Consider the following 15,081-nt stretch of genomic DNA (forward strand, 5'->3'; position numbering starts at 1 on the left):
GTCATGCACGCGCCTCCGCGGTGGCCGTCTGTGCTGTCAGTTCCCGGGCCCGGGCACGCGCCCAGGTCTCCGCTTCGAGGACGTCCGACACGGTCAGTGAGGTTCCCGCGCGCGGGACGCCGTGTTCGTCGACGATCCGCGTGACGGTTTCCATGATCCCACTGAACGGCAGCGCTCCACTGCGGAACGCCTCCACGCACTCCTCGTTGGCGGCATTGAACACCGCCGGGGCCGTGCCTGCGAGCTCGCCGACGTGCCGGGCGAGGTCGACGGACGGGAAGGCGTCGTTGTCGAGCGGGAAGAACTCCCAGGCCGACGCCTTGCTCCAGTCGAAGGCGGGGGCCGCGTCGGGGACGCGTTCCGGCCAGCCGAGGCCGATGGCGATGGGCCCGCGCATGTCGGGGGGCGTCGCCTGGGCGATCGTGGATCCGTCCGTGAACTCAACCATCGAGTGGACATACGACTGCGGGTGCACGACCACCTCAATGCGGTCGAAGGGAATGTCGTACAGCAGGTGTGCCTCGATGACCTCCAGGCCCTTGTTGACCAGGGTCGCGGAGTTGATCGTGATCACCGGGCCCATGGCCCAGGTGGGGTGGGCCAGGGCGTCCTCGACGGTGACGTTCGCCAGCTCCGCCTTCGTACGGCCGCGGAAGGGGCCGCCGGACGCCGTGACGACGAGCTTGCGTACGTCGGTCCGGGTGCCGGCCGCCAGCGCCTGGAAGAGGGCGGCATGCTCGGAGTCGACGGGAATGATCTGGCCGGGCTTGGCGAGGGCCTTGACCAGCGGGCCGCCCACGATGAGCGACTCCTTGTTGGCGAGCGCGAGGGTGCGGCCCGCCTCCAGGGCGGCGAGGGTCGGGGCGAGGCCGATGGAGCCGGTGATGCCGTTGAGGACGGTGTGGCAGTCGGAGGCGGCGAGGTGGGTGGCCGCGTCGGGGCCGGCCAGGATCTCGGGGAGCGGCTCCCCGGTGCCGTACTGGGCGCTCAGGGCTTCGCGCAGCGCCGGTACGACGTCCTCGCGGGCGACCGCGACGGTCCGGACCCGCAGCCGGAACGCCTGCTCGGCGAGGAGGGCGACCCGGCCGCCGTTGGCGGAGAGTCCGGTGATCCGGAACCGGTCGGGGTTGCGCAGCACGAGGTCGATGGCCTGGGTGCCGATCGACCCGGTGGAGCCGAGGATCACCACGTCCTTCGGGCCGTCTGCCGTCACCGGGTCGTAGACGAGGTGCGGGTCGGCGAGTGGGGCTGGACTGTCGCTCATCCCCCCATTGTTGCCGCAACGGATGTCCGCCAGGACAGGGTGTCCCTCGGGTGGGTGCGGCGGGTGCCTTGTCTGGCTTGTCGCCGAAGCGAACAGATTCGGGGTTTGTGAAACTCGCGTGAAGATCGTGTGATAAGACTTCGGTCACGTCGGGCGGGGGCCCGGCCGTCGCATGACTTCGGACGACATCCTTGGGGGGATCTCTCCATGCGCATACGCGCTGCTCTTGCCCTGTCCGCGCTCGCGGGCGCGATGGCGCTCACCGGCACCGTGCTCAGCACTCCGGCCCAGGCGGCCGGCGGTGTGGTCATCCACCATGTCTGGTTCGACAGCCCCGGCTCGGACACCGGCTCCAACACCAGCCTCAACAGCGAGTGGGTGGAGATCAAGAACACCAGCCGCTCGGCGATCTCGCTGAAGGGCTGGGTCCTGAAGGACAAGGCGAACCACAAGTACGTCTTCCCCAATGTCAAGATCGGCGCGGGCAAGACGATGAAGGTGAAGACCGGTGTCGGCAGGGACACCGCGTCGAACAAGTACCAGGACCGCGGCTGGTACGTGTGGAACAACACCAGCGACACCGCCACACTCACCAAGGCGAGCGGCGCGAAGGTCGACTCCTGCTCCTGGACGACGCGGGATCCGAGCGACAAGTGGTGCTGAGCGCTCCGCCGGGGTGCCGCGGATTGCCGCCGTCGATCATCTGCGGCGCCGTTGTGGCTGGTCGCGCAGTTCCCCGCGCCCCTTCAGGGCGCTGCCCGACCGCTCCGCTGTAGCGGAGCCGCATGTCGACACAGCCCCGCGGCCCTCAGGGCGCGGGGCTGAGCTCACCTGACAGGTCGGTGCACGTTCTCCTTCTGGGAGGGTCCGGGGGTCGCGTCCGCGATCCACGGGCCCTCGCTCGAGGGGTCGATGACGCCGTGCTCCAGCCACTCGTAGCGGCCTGCCAGGACGCCCTTGACGACCTGCCGGTCGAGGTCGTCGGTGTTGGTCCACAGGCGGCCGAAGAGTTCGTCGACGCGGATGCGGGCCTGGCGGCAGAAGGCGTCGGCCAGCTGGTAGGCCTCGCGGCCGTTCTCGCCCCGGCGACGCAGGAGCTCGGCACGTACGCAGGCCGCGCTCATCGCGAACAGTTCGGCACCGATGTCGACCACCCGGCCCAGGAAGCCCTGCTTGGTCTCCATCCGGCCCTGCCAGCGGGACATGGCGTAGAAGGTGGAGCGGGCGAGCTTGCGGGCGTGCCGCTCGACGAAGCGCAGATGCGGGGAGAGGTCGATCCCGTGCTTGAACTCGCCGTAGGACGAGGGGAGCTGGCCCGGTCCCGCGACGAGCTTCGGCAGCCACTTGGCGTAGAAGACACCGGCGTTCGCGCCTGCCTTCGCCTTGTCCTGCAGGGTCTTGTCGGGGTCGATCAGGTCTCCGGCGACCGACAGATGGGCGTCGACCGCCTCGCGGGCGATCAGCAGGTGCATGATCTCCGTCGAGCCCTCGAAGATGCGGTTGATCCGCAGGTCCCGCAGGACCTGTTCGGCCGGCACCCCGCGCTCGCCGCGCGCCCGCAGGGACTCGGCCGTCTCGAAGCCGCGGCCGCCGCGGATCTGGACGAGTTCGTCGGCCATCTGCCAGGCCATCTCGGAGGCGTAGAGCTTGGCGAGCGCCCCTTCGATGCGGATGTCGTTGCGGTCCTCGTCGGCCATCTGCGAGGCCAGGTCGGTCACGGCCTCCAGGGCGAAGGTGGTGGCCGCGATGAAGGAGATCTTCCCCCCGACCGCCTCGTGCTCGGCGATCGGCTTGCCCCACTGTTCGCGCGCAGCCGTCCATTCCCGGGCGATCTTCAGGCACCACTTGCCGGCGCCGACGCACGACGCGGGCAGGGAGAGCCGCCCGGTGTTGAGTGTGGTCAGCGCGATCTTCAGGCCGGCACCCTCCGGCCCGATGCGGTTGGCGGCGGGGACGCGGACCTGGTGGAAGCGGGTGACGCCGTTCTCGATGCCGCGCAGGCCCATGAAGGCGTTGCGGTTCTCCACGGTGATGCCGGGCGAGTTGGTCTCCACGACGAAGGCGGTGATGCCGCCCTTGTGATCCTCGCTCTTCGGCACCCGGGCCATGACCACCAGCAGGTCGGCGACCACCCCGTTGGTGGTCCACAGCTTCACCCCGTCGAGGACGTAGTCGTCCCCGTCCGGCACCGCGGTCGTGGCCAGCCGGGCGGGGTCGGAGCCGACGTCGGGCTCGGTCAGCAGAAAGGCGCTGATGTCGGTGCGGGCGCAGCGGGGCAGGAACCGTTCCTTCTGCTCCTGCGTGCCGAACAGTTTCAGCGGCTGCGGCACGCCGATCGACTGGTGCGCCGAGAGCAGTACGCCGACCGCGGGGCAGGCCGAGCCCGCCAGCGCGAGCGCCTTGTTGTAGTACACCTGCGTGAGGCCGAGCCCGCCGTACTTGGTGTCGATCTTCATGCCGAGGGCGCCGAGCTCCTTGAGCCCGTCGATCACCTCGTCGGGGATCTGGGCGTCCCGCTCGATGCGGGCGGAGTCGATCTTCGTCTCGCAGAAGTCGCGCAGCTTGGCGAGGAACTCCTCGCCCCGCTGGACGTCGTCGTCGGCGGGCAGGGGGTGGGGATGGATGAGGTCGAGGCGGAAGCGACCGAGGAACAGTTCCTTGGCGAAGCTGGGCTTGCGCCAGTCCTGTTCACGGGCCGCCTCCGCCACCTGGCGGGCCTCACGTTCGGTGACGGTGGGTCGGGTGGGAGCTGCGGACATGAGGCTCACCTCGCCGCGAATAGGGATCAAGGTCCGATTTGGTTACCGACGGGTGCTACTCGATCGTATGTACCCGATCCGGGGCCCGGCCACCACCCCGCGCGCAAACCTTCAGCCGATGTCGACGGAGTACGCCTTGGTGTCAAGGCGGCCCTTGCCCTGGAAAACCTCGGTGCCGGCCTCGATCCCGGAGACGTACTTGTCGTTGCCGATCAGCTTGCGCCGAACGAGTGCCTGGGTGAAGTCGTCGAGGTTGAGGGTGGCCTTGGTGGTGTTGGTGCGGCGGACGAAGGAGTAGACGTTCCAGCCGATGTTGCCCTGGTAGATGTCCCACATCGCGCCACCCAGGCTCGCGCTGCCGTACTTGCCGAGGGGCGCCGTAGCGCCCGAACGTGCGTCCCACTGGTCACCGAGAATGACTACTTCTGGCCCGGGAGGGGCCCGCTGGGCGGTAGCGTCGTAGTGACAGCCCGTGAGCCCCTCGAAGGCACGAACCGGCTACGGCCGGGGGCACGGTTGTACGTGGCGTTGACCGGGCCGTCGTCATCGGGCGTTGCCTGATGTGGGTGCCTGTCACCGTGCCCGCACCCTGTGACCAGAGGGTGGATGCGACCCGTGACCGTCCTGTCGTAGGGGGCAGTCGGGAGCGCGACGAGGTGTGTACAGCCGAGCCGACGAGCTCAGCTGTACACGGCCGAGAAGGTGACGTAGTACTTGCCGAGCGCGGCGAAGTCCGCGCGCTTCTTGCTCTCCTCGCCGGCGCGGGCGACGGTGACGCCCGCGGCAGCCGGGTGCGACCGTTCCGCGCCGACGAGGAGGGCCTTCGCCTTGCGAGACAGGCGGGGACGACGGTGTTGCATGGGGGCCCTGCGGGCGACGGTGCGCGTACGTCCCTTCCGTGGCCGCCGGGCGCGCCAAGGTTGCCGTACCGGCCGAAAATCATTGTCGAAGCGCTTCGACACACTATGGACACCCACCTCGGCTAGGGCTACTGTCGAACCACCCTCACCCGCCGTTGTTCGCAATGCGCACTGTCGAAGCGCTTCACAAAGCTTGGAGAGCTGGATGGTCACCCTCGCCGAGGTCGCCCAGCACGCCGGAGTGTCGGCGAGCACGGTGAGCTATGTCCTCAGCGGCAAGCGGTCCATCTCCGCGACCACCCGGCACCGGGTCGAGCAGAGCATCCGGGAGCTGGGCTACCACCCGAACGCCGGCGCCCGCGCCCTGGCGAGCAGCCGGTCGAACATCATCGCCCTGATGATTCCACTGCGCACGGACATGTACGTGCCGGTGATGATGGAGATCGCCATCGCCGTGGCCACCACCGCCCGGACGCACGGCTACGACGTCCTGCTGCTCACCGGCGAGGAGGGCCCCGACGCGGTGCGCCGGGTCACCGGCAGCGGGCTGGCCGACGCCATGATCCTGATGGACGTCGAGCTGGACGACGACCGGCTGCCGTTGCTGCGCGATGGGGGTGCCCCCGCTCGAGCGAAGCCGAGAGTGGGGGACGACCAGCCGTCCGTCCTGATCGGACTGCCCGCCGACACCACCGGGCTCACCTGCGTCGACCTGGACTTCGCGGCCACGGGCGCGCTCTGCGTCGAGCATCTCGCCAAGCTGGGTCACCGCGACATCGCTGTCATCGGCGAGGCGCCCGCGGTGTACGAGCGGCACACCGGTTTCGCCGAGCGCACCCTCGACGGACTCCGCTCCCGTGCACGGGAGTTGGGGCTGCGGGTGCTGCACCGCCCCTGTGAGGGCGGTTACGACGCGATGGCGGTGACGCTCGCCCGGGTCTTCGACGAGCGTCCGGCGACGACCGGATTCGTCGTGCAGAACGAGTCGGCGGTCGAGCCGCTGCTCGCGCTGCTGCGCCAGCAGGGCCGGGCCGTGCCGGAGGACGTGTCGGTGGTCGCGATCTGCCCGGACCAGGTCGCCACCCAGGCGTCGGTGCGGCTGACGTCGGTCGCCATCCCGGCGCAGGAGATGGGCCGGCACGCCGTGGAACACCTGGTCGCGAAGCTGGACGGACGGGGCAGTGACGAGGTCGTGCTGATCGCCCCCGAGTTGACGGTCCGGGCGAGCTCGGGACCGGTTCCGTCCGGATCCTGACGGTCCTGACACCGGTCGCACCACCCCTTTCAAGGCACCTCCCTGTCTGCACTCCTCACAGGAGCCCCCAAGTGAATCAGCCTGCCGAAAACCAGCCCAAGGTCAGCCTGGCCCAGTCCTCCCCCACCGTCGGCACGTTCCGTGAGCGGGACGGCGGTCTGGAGTGGAGCGGCCGCCAGGAGACCGTACGCATCGAGCCGTGGGGTCCGGACGCGGTCCGGGTGCGGGCGCGGCTCGGCGGTCCGGTCCTCGAGGGACTGCCGGGCGCGCTCCTGGACGAGGCCCCGCCGACCGAGAGCACCGTCAAGATCGTGGACGGGGAGGGCCGGCTGACCGTCGGCGCGCTGACCGTGCACGTCGACGCCGAGGGCCTGATCCGGTTCCTCGACACCGCCGGCGGGGACGAGCTGCTCGCCGAGGAACGCGCCCACTTCTGGTGGCCCGGCCCGCGTCTCTACACCGCCGTCGGCAACGGCCATCACCGCCTGGAGCAGCGGTTCGCCGCCTACGAGGGCGAGAAGCTGTACGGCCTCGGCCAGCACCAGCACGGGCGGCTGGACCAGAAGGGCCTGGTCCTCGACCTGGTGCAGCGCAACGCCGAGGTCGGCATCCCGGTGCTGACCTCCAGCCGCGGCTACACCCTGCTGTGGAACAACCCGGCGATCGGCCGCGTGGAGCTCGCGCACAACGGCACCCGCTGGGTCGCCGACTCCGCCCGCCAGATCGACTACTGGATCACCGCCGGCGCCCCGGCCGACGCCCAGCGCCGCTACAGCGCGGCCACGGGCCGGACGCCGATGCTGCCCGAGTGGGCGGCGGGCTTCTGGCAGTGCAAGCTGCGCTACCGCACCCAGGACGAACTCCTCGCCGTGGCACGGGAGTACAAGCGCCGCGGCCTGCCCATCGATGTCATCGTCTGCGACTTCTTCCACTGGACGCACCTGGGCGAGTGGAAGTTCGACCCGAAGGAATGGCCCGACCCGGCGGCGATGGTGCGGGAGCTGGACGAACTCGGCATCAAGCTGGTCGTGTCGGTGTGGCCGTCGGTGTCCCCGCTGAGCGAGAACCACCCGGTCATGGAGCAGCGCGGCTACTTCATCGGCACCCAGTACGGCCCGATGGCGCACGCCGACTGGCCGGACAAGGAGGTCGCCTCCACCGTCCAGGTCGCCTTCTACGACGCCACCAACCCGGACGCCCGGGAGTTCGTGTGGTCGAAGGTGCGCGACAACTACCTTGCCCCGTACGGCATCGATGCCTTCTGGCTGGACGCCTGCGAGCCGGAGCTGAAGCCCGGCTTCCAGGAGAACCTGCGCTACTGGGCGGGCCCGGGCCTGGAGGTCGGGAACATGTACCCGGCCGAGAACGCCCGCACCTTCTACGAGGGCCTGCTCGCGGAGGGCGAGTCCGACATCATCACCCTCAACCGCTCGGCGTGGGCGGGCAGTCAGCGCTACGGCGCCGCCCTGTGGTCCGGCGACATCGGCACCGACTTCGCGACCCTGCGCCGCCAGATCGCGGCCGGCCTCAACACCGCGCTCTCGGGCATCCCGTGGTGGAACACGGACATCGGCGGCTTCCACGGCGGCGACCCGGACGAGAAGGAGTACCGCGAGGTGATGGTCCGCTGGTTCCAGTTCGGCGCGCTGTCCCCGCTGATGCGTCTGCACGGCTTCCGCGACCCGGGTATGCCGCTCGGCCCGGAGATGACCGGCGGCCCGAACGAGGTGTGGTCGTACGGCGAGGAGGCCGGGGCGATCCTGGAGCAGTACCTGCGGCTGCGTGAGCGCCTGAAGCCGTACATCCTGGACGTCATGCGCGAGGCCCACGAGGAGGGCCTGCCGGTGATGCGGCCGCTGTTCCTGGAGTTCCCCGAGGACCAGGGGGCCTGGGCGGTCGACGACGCGTATCTCTTCGGCCGCGATCTGCTGGTCGCGCCGGTGCTGACGGCGGGCGCCACGGCCCGCACGGTGTATCTCCCGGCGGGCGCGACCTGGACGGACGCGTGGACGGGTGAGACGTACGAGGGCGGTGCGGCCGTGACGGTCGACGCCCCGCTGGACCGGATCCCGCTGTTCCTGCGGGACGGGGCCTCGCTGCCGGTCGCCGGGTAGCGGCGGGGCACGCAGGAGGGGAGGGCCTCGGCCACCGGCGGATGCGGTGGCCGAGGCCCCTGCGGACGTCCCTCAGCCGACGATCCGGCCCAGTTCGATCCGGTCGATGTCCGGCGCCCATGCGCTCGCGTTGCCGAACGTCACCTTGTTGACGCCCTGCTTCAGGTCGACGGGGACGCCCAGCGTCCAGTAGTCGTCCCAGCTCCAGGTGTTCTTGAAGGTGACCTTGCGGGGAGCGTCGGCGCCGACCGTGATGTCCGCCGTACGGGACATGATGTCGGTGTTGTAGGCGTGGCCGTTGTCGCGCCGGTCGTTGTGCGCGTAGTGGACGACCAGCAGATAGCGGCCCGGCCTGGGCGCGTCCACGGTGAACTCGGCGGTGCTTTCGGGGCTGTTGCCCAGCCAGCCGATGTACGACCCGGCCGAGGCGTGCGCGGAGTCGACGAGCCGGGCGCCGCCCGCGAGGCCGGCCGAGGCGCCCTCGTAGGAGAGCGTGCCGGTGGTGGAGCCGGCGCCGGAGACGTCGAGGGAGCGGACGGAGGCGTTCTGGGCGGTCGTCGCGATGCGGTTGTTGCCCGCGACGAGGTACAGCCGCAGGGGCCGGCCGGGTGCCGCCGTCACCGTCTCTCCGTGCAGGGTGAGCTGCACCGCCGCCGAGGACCTCGGCACCACCGTGTAGTAGGCGTCGCGCGGGGCGTAGACGTCGAAGACCGCCTTGTCGCCGGAGCGCAGGACCAGGGCGCCCGTGCCGACACCGGCCGAGGAGGAGTAGTCGTAGGACGGCCTGCCGCTGATGTCCGCAAGGGTGGCCTCGTACGACGCCGAAGGTTCGCCGGTCCGGGCGGTCAGGTCGATGCGGTCGAGGGTGACCTCGGCGTCGCCCTTGGCCAGGGTGAGCACATGGGTGCCGGCCGTGAGGCGGACGGTGACGTCCTTCTTGGCGCGGTAGGTCCAGTTCTCGGTGGAGGGGTAGCTGACCGTCACCGGCTCCCCGCCGTCGACGGACAGCTGCTGGGTGGCGGGTGCGCCCGACTGGTTGCCGTAGAGGATCGCCAGGTCGTACGTGCCGGTCTCGGGCACGGTCACCGTGAAGTCGACCTTGCTGGAGGCGGTGCCCAGCGAGCCGACGTCCTTCGTGCCGGAGGCCGCGTAGCCGTTGGCGTTGCTGACCGTGCCCTGGGTGTAGACCTGGCCGCCGGTGATGGCCGCGTCCTCGGCCTCGTACGACGCCGACCACGGGACGGAGGCGGCGGTCGGGGTGCCGGAGCCGCCGGGGGTGAGGACGATCCGGTAGGCGGACATCTTGTGCATGCCGCGCAGCGCGGGACGGTCACCGTGCCGTCGGCCGCCACCGTCAGCTTCGTCCGCGCGAGGACACGGGGCGTCGCATGCTGACCCTCGTAGCCGGACCAGGCGGCCTCGGCGACGGTCGCGGTGACCGTACGGCCGAAGAGGTTCCGGGAGACGTTCCGCACCACCACGTCGGAGTCGCCGGCGGAGCCGCCGAGCAGGACCTGGGCCTGGCGGCGGGAGGTGTCGAGGGAGGCGAGGCCCTGGAGGGTGTCGATGGCGTCGGCCTGCGGCGGGGTCACCTTGACGGTGTCGCCGGTCAGGCCCGCGTACCAGCGGAAGAACCACCAGCCCCCGTTGGGGATGTTCGAGCGGACGACATTGCCGTCCATGTTGCCGGCGGCGTCCCAGTAGGCCTGGTTGGCGTACACCTTGTTCCGCTCGAACATCGAGACCCACTGGACGAGCTGGCCGGGGACGGACAGGTCGCGGCGGTTGGCGTACTCGTCGATGTTGATCTTCAGGGGTGCGATGCCGAGCCGGCGTTCGATGGCGCGGTAGTCGTCGTAGTGGGCCTGGAAGTCGCGCAGTGAGCCGGATCCCAGCTCGTGCCAGGTCATCACCTGGGGCATGACGTTCTCGCGCTGGGCGAAGGTGAGGAAGTCGGTCAGCAGGCGGGTGTGATAGGCCGCCTCGTTGGGGCCGGCGATCTTCGCGTCGGGGTCGATGGCGCGGATGCGCTGGTAGACCGTCTTCCAGTCCTTGAAGAAGCGGTCCCGGTTGGCCTCGTACTGCGCCTGGTCGGAGACGCCCAGTTTGTACCAGATCTGGTCGGGTTCGTTGAACGGGATTTGGAGTGTTCTCCTGGCTGAAGCCGGGAGATTCCCGCCTACCTTGCGGTGGCGGGCTTGACGCCTCGCGGGCGCCTGACGACTGCCCTCCCGGCAGCCGGGATGAGCGCGTGGCCCATCCGGTACAGGTGCAGGACGTTCCGGGCGGCATTGTGGTCTGCGTTGCCGGACCAGCCGCAGCCTTCGTTCTTGCACACGAACACGGCCTGGTTCTCCCGGCTGCCCGGCATGGTGAGGCCGCAGGCCGAGCAGCGTTGGGAGGTGCCGGGGGCGGGAACCTTGTGCAGGATGCCGCCGTGGCGGGCGGTCTTGTACGTCAGCATCGTCATGGTCCTGCCCCATGCCTCCTGGCTGATGGAGCGGTTCAGGCCGGACTTCTGCGCGACGTTCCTTCCCGGGTTCTCCATGGTGCCCCTGGCGCTCTTGACCATGTTCGGGATGTCCAGTTGTTCCACCACGATCACGCCGTAGGTACGGGCGAGTTCGGTGGTGGTCTGGTGCTGCCAGTCGGTCGCCCTGCGCTTGGCTCTCGCACGAAGGCTCGCGATCTGGTCGTAGGTCCGCTTCAGCCGGTTGGAGGTCTTCTGCCCTGGCTTGCGGAAGCTCTTGCGGTGTGCGGCCCGCCGCTCCAGCCGGAGCAGCTTGGCCTTCTCGTCGGTGGTCAGCCACTTGTCCCGGTCGGCCGTGCCGTCCGGAAGGCGGGCGGGTCGGCCGTGGTCCTGGTGGTTTGCGTCGGACAGGGCGAGGGGGATGGTGACTCCGGCGTCGATGCCGACCTCGGGGCCGGTGTGCGGCTCGGGTGCGGGGTCGAGGGTCTGGATGCGGAAGGCGATGTGCCAGCCGAGGGCGTCCTTGACCAGCCGGGCGCCGGTGATCTTGTTGTCGACGTTCGCGTCCTTCCCGATGGGGAGGCCTTTGGTCCAGCGGAAGCGGACACGGCCGATCTTGGGGATGTTGACCATGCCCCAACGGCGGTGAACGCGTTTGATCTGCAGGTCGCGGCCCTGCGGGATGTCCACGCTCATCACCGACCGGAAGCGGGCCTTGAAGTTCGGGGCTTCGGCCCGTCCTTCCCAGCAGTTCTTCCATGCCTGGACGTACGTCTTGAGGACTGCCTGTGCGGCCTGGGCGGGAAGGGCGGCGAGCCAGTCGATGTCCTTGCGGGCCTGGCGGATCGCGGCGTCCGCCGCGGCCAGCGTGCGCTTGCCCTTCGGCAACATCGTCCACCAGTCGTGCAGGAGGTTCCACGTCGTGCGGGCGGCGTGCGCCTGGCCGTCGATGAGCCGGATCTGCGCAGGTGTCAGCACCAGCCGGGCGCGGTGCCCGAACTGCCGCTTCTCCTGCGCACGCTCCGTAGCCACACGATCACAATACCATTCGGTCTATGTCACCACGCTGGAATCCAGATCCCGATGTACGCACCGGTCGTCACGTCGTCCACAACCTTCATGTCCACTTGGTGTTCATCACCAAGTACCGGCGTGACGTCTTCACCGACGCCATGCTCGACCGGTGCGAGCAGATCATGCGGGAGGTGTGCGAGGACTTCGAGGCGGAGCTGAAGCAGTTCAACGGCGAGGACGACCACGTGCACCTGCTCGTGCACTACCCGCCCAAGGTCCAGCTCTCCAAGCTGGTCAACTCCCTCAAGGGCGTCTCCGCCCGGCTGCTGCGCAAGGAGTACAACGCCCACGTGCGCCGGTACCTGTGGGGCGGCCACTTCTGGTCCGGTTCGTACTTCGCCGGGAGCTGCGGCGGTGCACCACTGACCGTCGTACGCCAGTACATCAAGAACCAGCAGCGCCCCGTGTGAGCATTGCTTCGCAGCGATGCCCCGCGCTCCGCGCCGGGATGAAACCAGTCATGAGTCGCTCTGCGGGCCCGGACCAGCCCCGAAGTGTGGAACCGGCCCGGGCGGGGTGGTCAACTGCTGCTGACCGTCAGGTTGTTGGTGATGAAGTCCAGGCCGCCGGACGACGAGGTGACCTCGTAGCCGAACTGCACGTCACCGATGGTCTCGTTGCCCATCCAGCCCTTGGTGTCCTTGATCCACTTCAGGATCGGGAGGATGTTGACGGTGCCGGAGTTGGAGTCGGAGGTCCGCAGGAACGAGAAGACCTCGTTGGCGCCGTTGTTGCCCTTGTAGACGTTCCAGGTGTGGCCGCCGAGGGTGACGCTGCCCTGCGAGGTGCCGAGCGGGCCGACGGCTCCGTTGTAGTTCACCCAGAGCATGATCTCGTAGTCGTAGTCGGTGTCCCAGATGTCGTACGAGGTGTTGTACGCGCCGGAGGACGGGACCGTGACGTTGTAGTTGCTGGTGAGGGAGCCGAGGGAGGTGATCGTCTTGTTGATCACCTTCTTGGAGTTGGGGTAGGACTTGATGCCGCCGGTGTTGGGGTGGTCGGCCCAGACTCCCCAGTTGGTGCCGGAGTTCGCCCAGATGCACTGGCTGCCGGCGCCGCTGCCCCAGATGTTGTTGTAGAGCGTGTAGCCGTTCAGGTTCGTGTTGCCCCACTGGTCGCAGGAGTTCCAGACGGCGGCGTGGGCGGGGGCGGAGGCGAGGCCGACGGTGACGCCGAGCGCGAGGGCCGGGGCCAGCAGGGCCTTGGTGACCTTGCCGAGCGTGCTTGATGCCATGGTGTCCCTTCCATGGGTGGGGGGATTACGGGGTCTCCTGCGCCCCCAGGGTGAGGACGCAGGCCTCTCCGGCGACGAGGTCGAGCGGCTGTGCGCCGGAGGAAGTCCTGACTTCGATGCGGTGGGTGCGGGTGGGCCGCAGGACGACGGTGGCGTGGTCCGGGCTCCAGGTGAGGTCGAGCTCGGCGCCGAACCGGGTGCGGATTCCCCGGAGTCCGCCCGCTGGGAGGCCGGCCGGCAGCGCGGGGAGCAGGACCAGCCGGTCGGGCGTCGACTGCACGAGCATCTCGATGAGCACCGCCGGGAGGGCGTGGGCGGCGTCCGCGTTGTAGACGTTCCGGTGGGGGTAGTGGGCGCTCATCAGGGCGGCGTGGAAGAAGTCACCGTCCAGGACACTCGCGAGCGCCCGCGCGACCCGCTCGTGGTCCCGCAGCCGGGCCGCGATCAGGGCGTGGTGCAGATGGCCGTGCGCCGAGTCGTTCTCGGCACCGCGCAGTTCCAGCGCCCGGTGGGCAGCGGCCGCCAGGTCGGGTGTGTCGTACGGGTTGATCTCGTCGAGCGGCCAGACGCCGTAGAGGTGGCTGAGGTGACGGTGGTCGTAGGTGTCCTCCAGGCCGGGCCAGGCCCATTCGGCGAGGGCTCCGTCGGCGTTGATGCGGTGCGGCGGGAGGCGGTCGGCGAGGGCGCGCCAGCGCGGGGCCTGTCCAGGGTGGTACTCGGCCGCCGTGCGGAGCGCGTGCCGGGCCGCGGAGAGGTCCATGGCGGCGTTGACCGTGCCCCAGCTGGCGCCCGCGGGGCGGTTCTCGGGCGAGTAGGACGGGACGACGACCAGGTGGCCGTCGGCGTCGGTCCGGGTCAGGAAGTCCTCGTAGAACCGGGCGACTTCGGCGAGCACGGCGGCGGTACGGGGATCGCGTTCGCCGCGGGTCTCGTCGTGGTCGACGAGTGGCTTGAGCAGCCAGTCGGCACCGGCGGTCCACAACTGGTGGGGGTACTCGCGGTTGTAGTGGTACGTGAAGCCGGACTCGCCGTCGGTGTGCGTGGGCGCCACGACGCCTCGGGCGCCGTAGATCGTGCGGGCGTTCTCCCGCCAGTGCGGGAGCTGACGGTGGATCAGGGACTCCAGGGCTTGCGTCACTTCGGGGAGCGCTGCTGAGGCGGCGGATGCTGTCTGGAGGTTGAGGTTGGCGTTGGTGGTGAAGGCGCCGGACCAGGCGGTGTTCCAGTCGCCGGTCCACAGGCCGGTGAGACGGGGCGGGTTCAGACCGCTGGAGGAGAGCAGGTGGTAGCGGCCGGCTGCGAAGAGGCGTTCGAGGAGGGCCGGGCTCTTCGGGCGTTCGAGCAGCTCGGAGCCGGGGAGGGCGCGTTCGGCCGGGTCGGCGGCCAGGTCGAGGGTGACGCGGGTGTAGGCGGTGCGGTGCAGGCGTACGTGCCGGTCGAGGAGATCGTCGTACGGCTGCTCGGTGAGGAGCTCGCGCAGGGCCCGGGTCTCTTCCACGACGTCCAGCTCGCCGGTGTGCCGGCGCACCCGGGCCAGGAGCAGCACGGACTCGGCTCCCTCCACGATCACCCCGGGCGGGATGAGGGTCGCTGTGCCGCCGGTGACAGCGACCAGGGTCACTCCGGTGTACGCGCGGTCACTGTCCGGGTAGCCCGCGCGGAGCGTCAGCGCGGCGCCCTCGGGGGTGAGGAGGGAGCCGTGGCTGAGGGCCAGTGCGGCCGGTGCGTCCGGGAGTTGGTGGTCCTGGTGGATGTCGAGCGTGAGTCCCGGGCCCGCGATCTGCTGGACGATCACGTCGTCCGCGCGGGAGACGAAGACGCGGCTGTTCCAGTCGGCGCTGCGGGCGGTGACCTCGCCGGTGGTGAAGTCGACATGTCGCCGGTAGTCGTGCGCGTCCCCGGCCGGTCGGCGCAGCCGTAGCTGGAAGGCGGGATGGAAGGGCTGCACCCACTGCAGCGGCCGTCCGTCGGTAAAGCCCTCCGCAGCGGTGAGGTCACCGGCGAGCAGACGGTCCTGGAGGGCGGGGAGGTCGGCGGCCAGGTGCGGGGGG

11 protein-coding genes and 1 pseudogene are annotated in these 15,081 nt (G+C 69.8%); 4 read left to right on the plus strand and 8 right to left on the minus strand.

The window, feature by feature from the left end:
* Position 1 precedes the first annotated feature (1 nt).
* Positions 2–1,264 (minus strand): 1-deoxy-D-xylulose-5-phosphate reductoisomerase, encoded by a 1,263-nt coding sequence (gene dxr, locus StrepF001_RS29015; protein WP_129801151.1) that lies wholly within the window; start codon positions 1,262–1,264, stop codon positions 2–4.
* Between the two features lie 207 nt (positions 1,265–1,471).
* Here dxr and StrepF001_RS29020 point away from each other — a divergent pair, with 207 nt between their 5' ends.
* Positions 1,472–1,927: a lamin tail domain-containing protein gene (locus StrepF001_RS29020; protein WP_129801152.1), complete on the plus strand. Its 456-nt coding sequence runs from the start codon at positions 1,472–1,474 to the stop codon at positions 1,925–1,927.
* A 164-nt stretch (positions 1,928–2,091) separates the two neighbouring features.
* Here StrepF001_RS29020 and StrepF001_RS29025 read toward each other — a convergent pair whose 3' ends face one another.
* The 3 genes from StrepF001_RS29025 to StrepF001_RS29035 form a co-directional block, all read right to left on the minus strand.
* Positions 2,092–4,023 carry an acyl-CoA dehydrogenase family protein gene (locus StrepF001_RS29025; protein WP_129801153.1) on the minus strand — a complete coding sequence of 644 codons (1,932 nt, stop codon included), beginning with the start codon at positions 4,021–4,023 and terminating at the stop codon, positions 2,092–2,094.
* 111 nt (positions 4,024–4,134) lie between these two features.
* Positions 4,135–4,440: a hypothetical protein gene (locus StrepF001_RS29030; RefSeq protein ID WP_276322848.1), complete on the minus strand. Its 306-nt coding sequence runs from the start codon at positions 4,438–4,440 to the stop codon at positions 4,135–4,137.
* A 263-nt stretch (positions 4,441–4,703) separates the two neighbouring features.
* Positions 4,704–4,883, minus strand: coding sequence for a hypothetical protein (locus StrepF001_RS29035; protein ID WP_129801154.1), 180 nt, complete (start codon positions 4,881–4,883; stop codon positions 4,704–4,706).
* Between the two features lie 205 nt (positions 4,884–5,088).
* Here StrepF001_RS29035 and StrepF001_RS29040 point away from each other — a divergent pair, with 205 nt between their 5' ends.
* On the plus strand, positions 5,089–6,138 hold the full coding sequence (locus StrepF001_RS29040; protein WP_129801155.1) for a LacI family DNA-binding transcriptional regulator: 1,050 nt from the start codon (positions 5,089–5,091) through the stop codon (positions 6,136–6,138).
* 71 nt (positions 6,139–6,209) lie between these two features.
* Positions 6,210–8,252 (plus strand): glycoside hydrolase family 31 protein, encoded by a 2,043-nt coding sequence (locus StrepF001_RS29045; protein ID WP_129801156.1) that lies wholly within the window; start codon positions 6,210–6,212, stop codon positions 8,250–8,252.
* Between the two features lie 72 nt (positions 8,253–8,324).
* Here StrepF001_RS29045 and StrepF001_RS29050 read toward each other — a convergent pair.
* Positions 8,325–10,411, minus strand: a pseudogene (locus StrepF001_RS29050) (CBM35 domain-containing protein); the annotation flags it as partial.
* A gap of 20 nt (positions 10,412–10,431) precedes the next feature.
* Complete coding sequence (locus tag StrepF001_RS29055; RefSeq protein ID WP_276322847.1) at positions 10,432–11,754, minus strand: transposase; 1,323 nt, start codon at positions 11,752–11,754, stop codon at positions 10,432–10,434.
* A 23-nt stretch (positions 11,755–11,777) separates the two neighbouring features.
* Here StrepF001_RS29055 and tnpA point away from each other — a divergent pair, with 23 nt between their 5' ends.
* Positions 11,778–12,206, plus strand: coding sequence for an IS200/IS605 family transposase (tnpA, locus tag StrepF001_RS29060; RefSeq protein WP_129801157.1), 429 nt, complete (start codon positions 11,778–11,780; stop codon positions 12,204–12,206).
* A gap of 110 nt (positions 12,207–12,316) precedes the next feature.
* Here the strand turns inward: tnpA and StrepF001_RS29065 are convergent, their stop codons facing one another.
* Positions 12,317–13,030 carry a hypothetical protein gene (locus tag StrepF001_RS29065; protein WP_129801158.1) on the minus strand — a complete coding sequence of 238 codons (714 nt, stop codon included), beginning with the start codon at positions 13,028–13,030 and terminating at the stop codon, positions 12,317–12,319.
* Positions 13,031–13,055: 25 nt separating this feature from the next.
* Positions 13,056–15,081 (minus strand): glycoside hydrolase N-terminal domain-containing protein (locus tag StrepF001_RS29070; protein WP_129801159.1); only part of this gene is annotated, 2,026 nt, incomplete at its 5' end.

The sequence above is a fragment of the Streptomyces sp. F001 genome (assembly GCF_004187715.1).
Taxonomy (GTDB): domain Bacteria; phylum Actinomycetota; class Actinomycetes; order Streptomycetales; family Streptomycetaceae; genus Streptomyces; species Streptomyces flavusporus.